We start from the raw sequence: 13223 nt of genomic DNA, 5'->3' as shown, positions 1-13223 counted from the left end.
CCTGCTGATCGCCTACTTGTGGAGGGCGTACCCCGCCACGGGGTTGCCGTTGATGTAGACGGTGCCCTCGTAGGTGCCGTCGGGCCTCGGGGTGATCCGGTCGGTCAGGAACGGCAGCCCGGAAGGGCTGTAGTCGGTGACGAGGGAACCGCTCGCTTCCGGTGTGGTCATGCCGAAGATGTACGGAAAGAACACACCGAAGTTGTCCATGACCCAGCCGGGCCCGAACGTCTTGCCCTTCCAGATCAGGTCGCCACCGAGAACGTTGGTGGTGCCGAGGTATGTCCCCGCAGGCAACGGGACCGGCATCGGCGCGGGTAGCGGCGGCGGCATGGGCGCCGGCACCGGGTCTGCCGCGGCCGTCCCCGCGGCGAAGAAAGACAGGCCGGCCACCGCGACGGCCCCGACTGCGACCTTGCGCATGATGTCCATGAGTTCTCCGTATATCGAGGTGCGTGGCGGAAAGTGTCGCACGGACCGGGCTGTCACAGGGCGAGTGTGAAGAAGATGCTGTTCGGATCGTTGCCGTAGCTCCCGAACGGGGGGCATTCGGTGAAGCCGTGCTCGGTGTACAGGCGCCTGGCCGGGGCGAAGAAGTCCTCGGTGCCGGTCTCGAGGTTGAGCCGGACGTACCCGCGTGCCCGCGCCTCGTCGACCAGATGCGCGAGGAGCCGGCTGGCCACACCCCGCCCGCGCGCCTCGGTGGCCGTCCGCATCGACTTGATCTCGCCCTCGGCCGGCGAGAGCTCACGCAGAGCCACGGTTCCCAGCACCGTCTCCTCGTCCCAGAGCGTCCACACGGTGACCGACGGGTCCCGCAAGCCGGGCAGATCGAGGGCGTGAACACTGTCGGGCGGCGACGTGGCACGCATGTCCGCCAGGTGCTCGGCCAACAGTCCGTGCACGGCCTCGCGGGACAGGTCGTCGACTTCGATGTACACGTGCAGGCTCTCGACTTTCGGTTTCGACCGGGCAACGATGTCGAGTATGCCGAAGCCCGCGCGAGAAATCGCAACGAGTACCGCGCTGCCTGAACCGCGGCGCACCATGGGGAGATGACCGAGACAGTTCTGCGCCTGAGCACCCGCCAAGGGCGGTGGGTGATCACCGCGACCGTTCTCGGTTCGAGCCTCGCGCTACTGGACGGCACGGTGGTGAACATCGCCCTGCCGCACATCGGCGAGGACCTCGGGTCGGATGTCGCGGGAATGCAGTGGGTACTGAGCGGGTACACCCTCGCCCTGGCGTCGCTGATCCTGCTGGGCGGGGCGCTCGGGGATCGCTGGGGCAGGCGCCGCGTCTTCGTCTGGGGGACGGTCTGGTTCGCGGCGGCGTCACTCCTGTGCGGCATCGCACCCGACATCACGATGCTCGTGATCGCACGGATTCTGCAGGGTGTCGGGGCCGCGATGCTGACCCCCGGCAGCCTCGCTCTGATCTCGGCCTCGATCCACGAGGACGACCGGGGTGCCGCAATCGGACTGTGGTCGGGACTCGGCGGGGTGGCGGGGGCGATCGGCCCTCTCCTGGGCGGCTGGCTGGTGGAGGTGGCCGGCTGGCGGTCGGTGTTCCTGCTCAATCTTCCGTTCGCCGTCGTCGTCGTGTGGGCGTCGATGCGGCACGTCCCGGAGAGCCGCGACCCGCATCCGCCCGATCACCTCGACGTGCTCGGGTCGGTGTGCGCGGTGATCGGCCTCGGCGCGCTCACCTACGGTCTGATCGAGATGAACCTGATCGCCGGGGTGGTCGGGACCGTCGCGCTGATCGCGTTCGTCGTGGTGGAACGGCGTTCACCGAACGCCCTGGTGCCGCCGAGTTTGTTCGCGTCGCGCATGTTCGTGGTGGCAAACCTGGTGACGCTCGCCGTGTACGCCGCACTCGGCGGCGTCTTCTTCCTCCTGGTCCTGCAGTTGCAGTTGGTGGCCGGATACTCGCCGATCGAAGCCGGAGTCGCCACCATCCCGATCACGCTGGCGATGCTGGCGTTCTCCTCCCGCGCCGGCAGCTACGCCCAGACCCACGGCCCACGGCTGCCGATGACCGTCGGGCCCGCACTCGCAGCGATCGGCCTGCTGTTGATGACCCGGATCGGGCCGGGTGCGAACTATTGGACGGTCGTGCTCCCCGGCGTCGTCGTCTTCGGCCTCGGACTGTCCGCCATGGTCGCGCCGCTGACCGCCGCCGTGCTCGGGTCGGTCCCGGTCGACCAGTCCGGCATCGCCTCCGGGGTGAACAACGCCGTCGCGCGCACCAGCCAGCTGCTGGCGGTGGCCGCACTCCCCGGGATCGCCGGGATCGACGCCGAAAGCATGATCGACCCCGGCAGCTTCTCGCAGGGCTTCCGCATCGCGATGTACATCTGCATCGCACTGCTCCTGGTCGGGGCGACCATCGCCGCAGCCCTGATCCGGGCGCCCGCCCCGCCGACTCCCCCCGCGGATTCGGTTGCATGCAAACCACATTGCGACGTCACCGGCCCGGCAGTGCAACCGACCCTCGCCCGGTCGAACCGTACTCCCCCGAACGGGTGACGCGCCCGCAGGCCACACCGTCACGCGCGCTTTCGTATCCTGGTCGGGTGGCGATTTCCGGTACCGATCCCGCGAGCGTCCGGGTCGACAGCTGGACCTGGGCGACCCGGCTGTTCAAAACGCGCTCCGCGGCGGCGGCCGCCTGCAGGTCGGGGCACGTGCGGGTCAACGGCACCACCGCCAAACCGGCGCAGCCGGTCAAGGCCGGTGACGAGGTCCGCATTCGCGCGGCGGGTGTCGAACGCATCGTCGAGGTTGTCCGGCCGATCACCAAACGGGTCGGCGCGGTGGTGGCGGTCGAGTGCTACACCGACAACACACCACCGCCCCCACCGCGCGAAGTCCTCGCGTCGATACCGCAGCGCGACCGCGGCGCCGGCAGGCCCACCAAACGCGAACGCCGCGAGATGGACCGGTTGCGCGGGTTGTGACCGCTCAGGCCGGGGTGTGGCTGAGGATGCGCAGGGCGGCCGGCACCGCCTCGATGGTGACGGGCAGCGGGCCGACCCGGTCGCCGTCCGCGTAGGCCGTGATGCCGTCGCACTGCAATCGCACCGTCCGTGAACGGTAGGTCTGCACGTCGGGGAGATCCACGTGTGTGCCCTTGTAGACCCGGGGGAACAAGCGGACCAGCCTCGACCGGCGACCGTAGTCGACGACCGTGACGTCGAGCAGGCCGTCGGTCTTGTCGGCGCCCGGGCAGATCTGCATGCCGCCGCCGTAGGAGCGTCCGTTGCCCACCGCCACGAGGGTGGCGTCCACCTGGAACCTCTCCTCGTCCAATTCGATGCTGTAGTGCAGCGGGCGGAGCTGCGTCAGTTCGGCGAGCATCGCGAGGTTGTACCGCATCGGACCCTTCGGCCAGGACATCCGGTTGGCGCGGTCCGTGACGAGCGAGTCGAATCCGCTCGCCACGATGGTGCCCGCCCACACCACCGTGCCGTCCGTGAGCGTGATCCTGGCGAGGTCGGACTCCTGCACCTCCCCGTCGGCGATCACGTCGGCCGCGGCGACGGGATCGCCGACGGGGATACCGAATTCGCGCGCGTGGTCGTTGCCGGTGCCGGCCGGGATCAGCCCGACCGGCGTCCCGGACTGCGCCGCCGCCTGCAACCCGATGCTGATGGCGCCGTCCCCGCCGACGACGACGAGCGCGTCGGTGCCGTCGTCGATCGCCCGGCGGGCCAGCATGCGCGCGTGATCGGCATCCGTTCCGATGATCTCGGTGACGGCGACCCCGCGCTCACGCAGGCGGGCCACCCCCTTGCGGCCGGCGACGGGTGCGTGACCGTGACCGGCGAGGGGGTTGACGAGGACGGTGACCTTCTCGATCACCTGCTGGGTGCTCACGGAATCAGCTTGCCGGGGTTGAGGATTCCCACCGGATCGACCGTGTCCTTGACCGCCCGCAGAATCGCGACGCCCAGGTCGCCGATCTCGTCCCGCATCCACGGGCGGTGGTCGACTCCGACCGCGTGGTGGTGCGTGATGGTGCCGCCGGCGGCGACGATCGCATCACCGGCGGCGGTCTTGGCCTTCCGCCACTGTTCGATCGGGTCGTCCGCCTGCGCGGACACGACGGTGAAATACAGCGAGGCGCCGGTCGGGTACGTGTGCGAGATGTGGCAGAGGACGAGCGGCGGGGTGCCCTGCCCGGACAGCGACTCCGTCAGCGCGGTGGTCACGGCCGTGCGGAGCGCAGCGAGGTTGCCCCAGGTGGTCGCGGTTTCCAGCGTCTCACACAGCGCTCCGGCGTCGAGCAGCGAGTCGCGCAGGTACGGTGCGTCGAAACGGCCGTGCTCCCAACCGTTTCCGGGCCCCTCGCCCAGGGACGTGCCGCCATGCGCCACCAGCACGGCACGAGCCTCCGCCGTCCGCTCCGCGGTGTGCTCGGCGGTGCCCTCGAACGTCGTGATCGCCAGGCAGCCGCCGGTGACGGTCTCCTCACCGATCTTGTCGGTGGTCGCGAGGTTCACCGCCGTCTCCGCCTCGTCGGACAGTCGCAGCACGGTCGGGACCGCACCTTCCTGCCGCAACGCACGCAGAGCCGCCGCGCCCGTCTCGAAGTCGGGGAAACTCCACCCTTCCCGGACGGTGGTGTCGGGGACCGCGTGCACCCGCACCCGCACCCGGGTGATCACGCCGAGCGTGCCCTCCGACCCGACGAACAATTCGCCGAGGTCCGGACCCGCCGCGGAGGCCGGGGCGCGCCCCGTGTCGAGGGTCCCGGTGGGGGTCACCACCCGCAGTCCCTGCACCATGTCCTCGAACCGCCCGTACCCCGCGGACGCCTGCCCCGACGACCGGGTGGCCGCGAAGCCGCCGATGGTCGCGAACATGAAGCTCTGCGGGAAGTGCCCGAGCGAGAAGCCGTGCGCGCCGAGCAGTTCCTCGGCGAGCGGACCCGTCACGCCCGCGCCCAGCGTCGCGATGCCGGAGTCGGTGTCGAGGTCGATGAGCGCGTCGAACCGGCGCAGGTCCAGCGAGACGACGGCGTCGAATCGGTCGCGCACGGGGTCGAGTCCACCGACCACGCTCGTTCCGCCCCCGAACGGCACCACCGCGATGCCGTGGTCGGCGCAGTATCGGAGCACGTCGGCGACCTCGGCGTCGGTGCCGGGAGTGATCACGGCGTCGGGTGCGTTCTGCGGTTCGGTGCTGCGGCGACGCAGCAGGTCGAGCGTGCTCTTGCCGCCGGAACGCAGCAGCCGGTCGGAGTGCGCGGTGCTGCAGAACTGTTCTCCGACGATGCCCGCGAGCGCGGCGATCTGCTGGTCTGACAGTGCGCTGGGAGCCAGGACGACGTCGTCGGCCACCCGGTCGGAGGGTTCCGTGATCGTGACGCCGAGGGCCTGCTGGAGCAGTCCTTTGACGCCGTCCGAGAGGACCTTGTGCTTTTCCGGCGCGCCCCAGGCGTCCCACTGCATCGGGGGAGCCGTCAGGACGGCGTGATCTTCCGATCGCTCATTGCTCATGCGTTATAGTGTTACACATCATGTAAGAGTGTAACTAGCCCTTTCAGCGACCGCCCCGCTCCCGCCACACCTGACGAATGGGCCGCAGCACCAATCCCATCTGCCTCCGCGTCTTCCCACGCGTCACCAGAACACCCGTGATCGCCACGATCCAGACCGGGTACTGCACGAGCCAGGCCACCCGGAACGCGTCGAACGAGTACCCGCCCATCGCGTCGAGGATGAGACCCATCGCCTGGATGACCAGCAACGACGCCAGGAAGCCGCCGATGTTGACCATTCCCTGCGCCGTTCCCATGCTGGTGCTGGGATTGAACATGCGGGCGTAGTCGAAGCCGATCATCGAACCGGGGCCGCCCACCGAGATCACCATCACCAGCACGATCAGCAACCAGATCGGCGCCGGACCCGGCAGCGACAGGACGACGGTCCAGATCGCCGCGTTGCTGATCATGATCGCCAGCACCAGATAGGAGCGGCGCATCGGGAACCGGCCGCTGAGGATGCCGATGATCGGCCCGGCCACGATCGCCGAGATCACCGACAGGGTCAGCAGCGAACCGGCCTCCGCCGGCGACAACCCCTGCGCCGACCTCAGGTACGGCACACCCCACAACAGGGCGAACGTGGTCATCGAGAACTGCGTGCCCATGTGGGTGAAGAACCCGAGCCGGGTGCCGGGACGACCCCACACGGCGCGGATCTGCTTGCCCACCTCCCGCAGTCCGGCGGGCGCGGCCACCACCTCCAGACCGGGCGGCGCATTGCGGATGACGGACACGGCGAGCACGAACGACAGCAAACCGAGCGACGCCGCGCTGCCGTACGCGAAACTCCAGCCCGGCCCGTTCAGTAACAGCATCAACGGCAGCGCCGACAGGATCTGACCGATCTGACCGAAGATGCCGGTCAGCTGCGACACGAGCGGGACCCGCCGCGGCGCGAACCACTGCGGCACCAGGCGCAGCACGGAGATGAACGTCATCGCGTCGCCGACGCCGACGAGAACGCGCGCGGCGACCGCCAGCGGCAGCGATTCGGTGAGCGCGAGGAGCATCTGTGCCGAGGCCATGATGAGGGCGCCCGCGGAAATCATGATCCGCGACCCGTACCGGTCGAGGAGCACACCCGCCGGGATCTGCATCCCCGCATACACCACGATCTGGAGTACGACGAAACCCGACAACACACTCGGACTGATCGAAAATCGTTCCGTCGCCGCGAGGCCCGACACACCGAACGAGGTTCGATGCAGGACGGCGACGATATAAGCGACAACCCCGACGCCCCACACCAACCACACTCTGCTCATCGCAGATCAAACTACCCCCCAGCAGGCATTACCCGCTGAGTGAAGTCACTCGCGGCCCAGCGACACCCAGGTCGGATCGGCCGTGCGCTCGCCGACGGTGAGATCCGCGAGCAGGTCCAGGCGCGCGATCTGCCCCTCGGTCAGCGTGACTGCGAGCGCGCCGGCGTTCTCCGTGACGCGCGCCGCGAACCGGGTGCCGGGAATCGACACGGACGGCAACCCGAACTCGCGGCCCTTCGCGTCCAGCCACGCCAGCGACACCTGGGCGGGCGTCGCGTCGAGTTCGGCAGCGACCTCGCGGACGACGTCGAGCACCTTCAGGTTCGCCGGCAGTGCATCGTCGCCGAAACGCGGGAACCGGCGGCGCAGATCCTTGTCGCCCAGCGTGGCCGGGTCGTACGTTCCGGTGAGGAAGCCCCGGCCCACCGGCGAGTACGGCACGAAGCCGATGCCCAGTTCGGCCGCCGCGGGAACGACGTGCTTCTCGACGTCGCGGCTCCAGATGCTCCACTCGCTCTGAATCGCGGCGATGGGGTGCACCTGTGACGCGCGACGCAGTTCGTCGCCGGTCGCCTCCGACAGTCCGATGTTGCGGACCTTGCCTGCCTTCACCTGTTCCGCGATCGCGCCGACGGTGTCCTCGATGGGCACCTCGGGGTCGACGCGGTGCAGGTAGTACAGATCGACGGTGTCGACGCCGAGCCGGGACAGCGATTCGTCGAGGGCCTGCGCCACGTAGTCGGGCTTGCCGTTGATGCTGCGCCGGCCGTTCGCGATGTTGCCGACGAGACCGAACTTGGTGGCCAGCTGCACCTCGTCGCGGCGTTCCTTCAGCACCGTGCCCACCGCGATCTCACTCGCGCCGTCGCCGTACACGTTGGCCGTGTCGATGAACGTCACTCCGATGTCGATGGCGTGGTGGAGGGTCGCGAGCGCCTCCGCGGCATCGACGGGGCCGTACACGGGGGCGACGGACATGGCGCCGTAGCCCTGCGCGCTGACGGTGAGGCCTTCGGACAACTGCACGGTGGGGATGTTGGTCATGCGCACCATCCTTCCCGAGCACCCCGACAGGTGCATCGTTTGGAATCGCGCTGATCGTGACCCGGCTGGCTCTACCCTGAAGACATGGCATTCGACTGGTTCGAACTCGCCCGCATCGCCCACCGCGAGTTCGGTGCACGGGTCGCCGCGATCACCGACTGGTCGGCGCCGACCCCGGACCGCGAATGGGACGTCACCCACCTGGTGCGGCACGTCATCGAGGAACAGCAGTGGGTTCCCCCACTGCTTGCCGGGAAGACGGTCGGCGAAGCGACCCCGGACATCGAGCCCCTGCACGGCGACATGCGGTCGGAATGGCAGCGGTATTCGGACGCGGCCATCCACGCGTGGTCGTCGACCGACCCGCAGACGCAGGTCCACCTGTCCTACGGGACGGTGCCGCTCGAGCCGTATCTGCGGCAGCAGATCGCCGACGTCACCATCCACGCATGGGACCTCGCCAAGGCCACCGGATCCGACGACACACTCGACCCGCACCTCGTCGCCGGCGTCTGGTCGGATCTCGACGGCCAACGCGAGATGCTCTCCGAGAGCGGACTGTTCGCCGACCCCGTCGACGTTCCCGACGACTCGCCGCTGCAGGATCGCCTGATCGCCCTGACCGGTCGCGATCCCCGGCAACGCATTTAACCAACCGCCGCGGAGGGTCCCGCCTACGCTGGGTGACATGAGTACCCCGGATCCCAAACCCCGCAGCCGTGACGTCACCGACGGATTGGAGAAGACCGCAGCGCGCGGAATGCTCCGTGCGGTGGGCATGGGCGACGACGACTGGGGGAAATCCCAGATCGGCGTGGCGTCGTCCTGGAACGAGATCACCCCCTGCAACCTGTCGCTCGACCGGCTCGCGAAGGCCGTCAAGGACGGCGTCCACGCCGCAGGCGGGTATCCCCTCGAGTTCGGCACCATCTCCGTGTCCGACGGCATCTCGATGGGACACGAGGGCATGCACTTCTCCCTCGTCTCCCGTGAGGTGATCGCCGACAGCGTGGAAACGGTGATGCAGGCCGAACGCCTCGACGGGTCGGTGCTCCTCGCCGGTTGCGACAAGTCCCTGCCCGGCATGCTGATGGCCGCGGCCCGCCTCGACCTCGCGAGCGTGTTCCTCTACGCCGGTTCGATCCTGCCCGGTGTCGCAAAAATGTCCGACGGCACCGAACGCGACGTCACCATCATCGACGCGTTCGAGGCGGTCGGCGCCTGTTCGCGCGGACTGATGAGCCGTGAGGACGTCGACGCCATCGAGCGTGCCATCTGTCCCGGCGAGGGCGCGTGCGGCGGAATGTACACCGCGAACACGATGGCCAGTGCCGCCGAGGCGCTCGGCATGTCGCTGCCCGGCAGCGCCTCCCCGCCCGCCACCGACCGTCGTCGCGACGGATTCGCGAGGCGCAGCGGTGAAGCCGTCGTCGAACTGCTCCGCCGCGGCATCACCGCCAGGGACATCCTCACCAAGGAAGCGTTCGAGAACGCCATCGCCGTGGTCATGGCCTTCGGCGGTTCCACCAACGCCGTCCTGCACCTGCTGGCGATCGCGAGCGAAGCGGATGTGGAACTGACCCTCGACGACTTCTCCCGCGTCGGCGCCCGCGTCCCGCACCTCGCGGACGTCAAACCGTTCGGCAAGCACGTGATGAAGGACGTCGACCACATCGGCGGCGTCCCCGTCATCATGAAGGCCCTGCTCGACGCCGGGATGCTGCACGGCGACTGCCTCACCGTCACCGGCAAGACCATGGCCGAGAACCTGTCGGCCATCGCCCCTCCCGACCCGGACGGCAAGGTGCTCCGCGCGATGAGTTCGCCCATCCACCCGACCGGCGGAATCACGATCCTCAAGGGGTCCCTCGCCCCGGGCGGCGCGGTGGTGAAGTCGGCCGGGTTCGACTCCGACGTCTTCACCGGCACCGCCCGCGTCTTCGAACGGGAACGCGCCGCGATGGATGCCCTCGAGGACGGCACCATCACGAACGGCGACGTCGTGGTCATCCGCTACGAGGGCCCCAAGGGCGGTCCCGGCATGCGCGAGATGCTCGCGATCACCGGCGCGATCAAGGGCGCCGGGCTGGGCAAGGACGTCCTCCTGCTCACCGACGGCCGATTCTCCGGCGGCACCACCGGCCTGTGCGTCGGCCACGTGGCACCGGAAGCCGTCGACGGCGGTCCCATCGCGTTCGTCCGCGACGGCGACCAGATCCGACTGGACGTCGGAACGGGCACCCTCGAACTGCTCGTCGACGAAGAGGAACTCGCCGGCCGCAAGAACGGGTGGGAGCCTCTGCCCCCGCGCTACACCCGCGGGGTCCTGGCCAAGTACACGAAGCTCGTCGGTTCCGCCTCGGGCGGCGCCGTCTGCGGGTAGGCGCTTCGCGCCCGTGCGTGGTTGACGAGTCCAGAGACTCGTTAACCACGCACGGGCGCCGGAGGCGCCTAGATGGGCCGGAACCCGGCGCCGGGACCACCGCTCGCGTTCATATCGGCGACGATGGAGTTGAGGTTGGTGCCGATCTCCGGGCCGATGCACGGTGCCGCGAGGTAGGCGTTGACCATGGCCACCAGGGTGGTGCCGACGACCATCGGTGCGCCCGAGTCACCCTCGATCACGCAGGCCTGGGTCCACGTCTCCCCCGTCTGCATGAGGTCGCCGTAGACGATGCCGCAGGTGTTGCCCGTGGTGCGGCCTTCCTTGCACGCCACCTGCGGGAACGCTGCCGGTGCGCCGATTTGGGTGATGGTGACGCCGCCGACCCGGTTGACCGGGACGACCTTCGCCGGGTCGAACTGGATCACCGCGTAGTCGAGAGCGGGATTGGAGACGACGAACTTTCCGACGATGCCACTGTCCTGACTGGCTTCGGGCACCACGTAGGAGCCCGCCTCACCGCAGTGGCCCGCCGTCAGGCCGACGAGCCTGCCCGCGTTGTCGTGGCCGATGGTGGTGAGTGAGCAGACGAGTTCGTCGTTCACCACGATCCCCGAACCGCCCCCCAAGACGGCGGCCGGAGCTGCTGTCGCGGACCCCGCCGCAACGAATCCCAGAATTCCCGCTGTCGCCGCAACAACCGCCGCGAATCGTTTCAACATTTTTCGAACCTTCCCGGATGAGCCCCGACGGCCGCGTGTCTCCCCATAAGAATCCCACCCCGCGCAAGACCTGTGTGGGGGAATGCCGATGTAGAGACCGCGACCCGTTACTCACCCGGGCGCTACTCGACGGCGCCGAGTGCCTCCAGTGCTTTGCGGGCGTCCTCGAGTTGCCGGCTCAGCTCGTCCACCCGGGCCGCCGCGAGGTTGCGTGCCGCCACGATGATCGACTCGACGGCTTCGATCGCCGTCTCCTCGCCGAGTTCCCGGACGGCGCGCTCGACGGCGTCCGGAGAGACGGGGACGGCCTTGCCCGGACGCTTGGCTCCGTGCGCGACGGTGACGCTCCAGTCGTTGTCGGCGCCGGCGTGGATGGTGACGCTGACTCCCGCGGGCACCTTCTTGCTGGTGCGTTTGGCCGGTGCCGCGGCGGGTTTCGGAACCGCGGTGGCGACGGGCGCAGGCGTCGCGACGGTCTTGGCGGCGGGCGTCTTGGAGGCAGGGGGCGGGCCGGGCTCGATCTCCTGGTGCACGACCGGTGTCGCGCGGGCGGCGGGTGCGGGCGCAGGCTTGGGGGCCGGAATTCGTCTCATCAGAAGCTCCTCCGCTTCGAAGGGGAGCTCGTCGTCGACACCCTTGGGGCGGATCAAGAGCGTATTGCCTTGCACCGAGATAGCTTTCGCCGAGGCTCCGGCCTCGAGCCCGAGGCTGGGCATCGCCTCGCGCAGATACACGGTGGCCCGCTTACCTTCCGCGATCGCGGCAGCGAGGGTCTCGAGATTCTCCGCGGTCAGGTGATCCGGTGCGGCGGCACCGGAACGTCTACGGGGCGGCATGCGCTGTCCTTTCTGGCCTGTCTCCTGGTTACGCTCGTGAGCACCGCAACTCTCGCACACCCCACCGACGGTTCCGCATCGGACGGGCTCGCACAGTGGCAGATTGAGGGGGACGGACGCACCGGCGACCATGCGTGCGGATCGAACGTATCGAGAGGAACGACGTGACCTCGGAAGCACCGGAGAACGGCGACGAGACCGCAACGACGACGCAGATCTCACCGACCCTGCTCCGCGACGTCCAGGCCGATCTCGAGGAATCGCTTCTGGGCGGGCCCCGCCGCTACACGCGGGCCGAGATCGCCGACTTCGCGGGGGTGTCCCTCGAACGGGCGGACCGCCTGTGGGTGTCGATGGGTTTCGCGGTCGACACCGATCCGGACGGCGTCATGTTCACCGAGGGGGACGCCGCCGCGTTGCGCACCATCGCCTCGCTCGTCGATCAGGGGATCATCTCGCCGGAACGCGAGGTGGCGGCGGCCCGTGCACTCGGCCAGGCGATGTCGCGGCTCGCCGAATGGCAGGTGTCATTGATCAGCACCCACATCGTCGATCAGCTCGCGGGGTCCGCGGGCAGCGACGAGCAGGCCATCCGGGAGCAGGTGCGCGAACTCACCGCCGAGATCCTCCCGGCGGTCGAGTCGTTGCAGGCATACGTGTGGCGCAGGCACATCGCCTCGACCACCGGTCGCAACGTCGGGAATCCCGGCGAGGAGGTCGCGAGCCGGAAACTGGTGGTCGGCTTCGCGGACATCGTCGGGTACACGTCGCTGACCCGTCAGCTCGGTGCCCGGGAACTGAGCGACCTTCTGGAACGATTCGAGTCGGCGTCGACGTCGGTCATCGGCCGGCATCAGGGATGGGTGGTGAAGACGGTCGGCGACGAGGTGATGTTCGCGGTCGAGTCGCCGGCCGATGCGGCGGAGATCGCCCTGCAGCTGCGGGAGCAGGTTCTGCCGGACGAGACGGACCCCGAACTGCGGGTAGGACTCGCGATGGGTCCGGTGCTCGTCCGGTTCGGCGACCTCTACGGCTCCGTCGTCAACACCGCGGCGCGACTCACCGGTTCGGCGCGTCCCGGCACGGTGCTGATCGACGAGGCGCTCGCCCACGAACTCGCCGACGCTCCCGGTTACTACCTCAAGCAGCTACGCCCACGACGTGTTCGAGGGATTCGACGACTCGAACAGTTCGTGCTGCGCCGAGACCGGGACGCCTAGCGACCGTCAGCTTCCGAAGGGAAGGGTTCCGGGCGGGATGGAGTATCCGCTGCTGCCGGCGGCGACGCCGCCCCAAGCACCGAGGAGCCAGTTGAGTGCATCAGTGATCATCGAGAAACCTTCCCACACCATTCATTCGATACGCGCGGCATCCGGTGCCGCGCGCACGTGCCACGGTAATGACGACGTGCGGAGCTGTC

Annotated in this window: 13 protein-coding genes; 5 read left to right on the top strand and 8 right to left on the bottom strand. The window is 68.9% G+C overall.

The features are described from left to right. Positions 1-12: 12 nt before the first annotated feature. Together PSR88_RS25940 and PSR88_RS25935 are read right to left on the bottom strand one after the other, a co-directional pair. The gene (locus PSR88_RS25940; protein ID WP_005561883.1) at positions 13-432 is read right to left on the bottom strand and encodes a hypothetical protein; all 420 of its coding nucleotides are present in this window, start codon (positions 430-432) and stop codon (positions 13-15) included. Between the two features lie 53 nt (positions 433-485). Next, positions 486-1049: a GNAT family N-acetyltransferase gene (locus PSR88_RS25935; RefSeq protein WP_009478129.1), complete on the bottom strand. Its 564-nt coding sequence runs from the start codon at positions 1047-1049 to the stop codon at positions 486-488. Between the two features lie 6 nt (positions 1050-1055). On the opposite strand from PSR88_RS25935, the gene PSR88_RS25930 reads away from it, so the two are divergent. Further along, complete coding sequence (locus tag PSR88_RS25930; protein ID WP_016883843.1) at positions 1056-2531, top strand: MFS transporter; 1476 nt, start codon at positions 1056-1058, stop codon at positions 2529-2531. Between the two features lie 47 nt (positions 2532-2578). After that, on the top strand, positions 2579-2962 hold the full coding sequence (locus PSR88_RS25925; protein ID WP_029539575.1) for an RNA-binding S4 domain-containing protein: 384 nt from the start codon (positions 2579-2581) through the stop codon (positions 2960-2962). Between the two features lie 4 nt (positions 2963-2966). Here the strand turns inward: PSR88_RS25925 and PSR88_RS25920 are convergent, their stop codons facing one another. The 4 genes from PSR88_RS25920 to PSR88_RS25905 form a co-directional block, all read right to left on the bottom strand. After that, on the bottom strand, positions 2967-3881 hold the full coding sequence (locus PSR88_RS25920) for a diacylglycerol kinase (RefSeq protein WP_009478126.1): 915 nt from the start codon (positions 3879-3881) through the stop codon (positions 2967-2969). Further along, the gene (locus tag PSR88_RS25915; RefSeq protein ID WP_029539576.1) at positions 3878-5458 is read right to left on the bottom strand and encodes an FAD-binding oxidoreductase; all 1581 of its coding nucleotides are present in this window, start codon (positions 5456-5458) and stop codon (positions 3878-3880) included. Before PSR88_RS25915 ends, PSR88_RS25920 begins: the two co-directional genes overlap by 4 nt. Before the next feature lie 91 nt (positions 5459-5549). Further along, entirely contained in the window at positions 5550-6818 is a 1269-nt protein-coding gene (locus tag PSR88_RS25910; protein ID WP_037197583.1) for an MFS transporter, read from the bottom strand. A gap of 45 nt (positions 6819-6863) precedes the next feature. Next, positions 6864-7862, bottom strand: a complete 999-nt coding sequence (locus PSR88_RS25905) for an aldo/keto reductase (protein WP_009478123.1) — start codon at positions 7860-7862, stop codon at positions 6864-6866. Positions 7863-7946: 84 nt separating this feature from the next. Between PSR88_RS25905 and PSR88_RS25900 the strand changes: the two genes are divergently transcribed. Together PSR88_RS25900 and ilvD are read left to right on the top strand one after the other, a co-directional pair. After that, entirely contained in the window at positions 7947-8513 is a 567-nt protein-coding gene (locus tag PSR88_RS25900; RefSeq protein ID WP_009478122.1) for a TIGR03086 family metal-binding protein, read from the top strand. Positions 8514-8550: 37 nt separating this feature from the next. After that, positions 8551-10245 carry a dihydroxy-acid dehydratase gene (ilvD, locus tag PSR88_RS25895; protein WP_009478121.1) on the top strand — a complete coding sequence of 565 codons (1695 nt, stop codon included), beginning with the start codon at positions 8551-8553 and terminating at the stop codon, positions 10243-10245. Between the two features lie 68 nt (positions 10246-10313). On the opposite strand, the gene PSR88_RS25890 is transcribed toward ilvD, so the two are convergent. Then, the gene (locus PSR88_RS25890; protein WP_009478120.1) at positions 10314-10967 is read right to left on the bottom strand and encodes a S1 family peptidase; all 654 of its coding nucleotides are present in this window, start codon (positions 10965-10967) and stop codon (positions 10314-10316) included. A gap of 122 nt (positions 10968-11089) precedes the next feature. Continuing rightward, a complete protein-coding gene (locus PSR88_RS25885; RefSeq protein WP_011597328.1) occupies positions 11090-11803 on the bottom strand; it encodes a DUF6319 family protein in 714 nt (237 codons plus the stop codon). A gap of 164 nt (positions 11804-11967) precedes the next feature. On the opposite strand from PSR88_RS25885, the gene PSR88_RS25880 reads away from it, so the two are divergent. Next, positions 11968-13023: an adenylate/guanylate cyclase domain-containing protein gene (locus PSR88_RS25880; protein ID WP_029539578.1), complete on the top strand. Its 1056-nt coding sequence runs from the start codon at positions 11968-11970 to the stop codon at positions 13021-13023. Positions 13024-13223: the final 200 nt, after the last annotated feature.

Source organism: Rhodococcus sp. DK176 (genome assembly GCF_038447315.2).
Classification (GTDB): Bacteria; Actinomycetota; Actinomycetes; order Mycobacteriales; family Mycobacteriaceae; genus Rhodococcus_F; species Rhodococcus_F jostii_A.
This window is presented reverse-complemented; position numbering and strand designations above follow the sequence as displayed.

What these genes read in the sequence shown, in the direction of transcription:
- PSR88_RS25915 (WP_029539576.1), bottom strand. Translation starts at nt 5,458, where the DNA reads ATGCAGTGGGACGCCTGGGGCGCGCCGGAAAAGCACAAGGTCCTCTCG.
- PSR88_RS25940 (WP_005561883.1), bottom strand. Translation starts at nt 432, where the DNA reads ATGGACATCATGCGCAAGGTCGCAGTCGGGGCCGTCGCGGTGGCCGGC.
- PSR88_RS25905 (WP_009478123.1), bottom strand. Translation starts at nt 7,862, where the DNA reads ATGACCAACATCCCCACCGTGCAGTTGTCCGAAGGCCTCACCGTCAGC.
- ilvD (WP_009478121.1), top strand. Translation starts at nt 8,551, where the DNA reads ATGAGTACCCCGGATCCCAAACCCCGCAGCCGTGACGTCACCGACGGA.
- PSR88_RS25910 (WP_037197583.1), bottom strand. Translation starts at nt 6,818, where the DNA reads ATGAGCAGAGTGTGGTTGGTGTGGGGCGTCGGGGTTGTCGCTTATATC.
- PSR88_RS25930 (WP_016883843.1), top strand. Translation starts at nt 1,056, where the DNA reads ATGACCGAGACAGTTCTGCGCCTGAGCACCCGCCAAGGGCGGTGGGTG.
- PSR88_RS25885 (WP_011597328.1), bottom strand. Translation starts at nt 11,803, where the DNA reads ATGCCGCCCCGTAGACGTTCCGGTGCCGCCGCACCGGATCACCTGACC.
- PSR88_RS25935 (WP_009478129.1), bottom strand. Translation starts at nt 1,049, where the DNA reads ATGGTGCGCCGCGGTTCAGGCAGCGCGGTACTCGTTGCGATTTCTCGC.
- PSR88_RS25890 (WP_009478120.1), bottom strand. Translation starts at nt 10,967, where the DNA reads ATGTTGAAACGATTCGCGGCGGTTGTTGCGGCGACAGCGGGAATTCTG.
- PSR88_RS25900 (WP_009478122.1), top strand. Translation starts at nt 7,947, where the DNA reads ATGGCATTCGACTGGTTCGAACTCGCCCGCATCGCCCACCGCGAGTTC.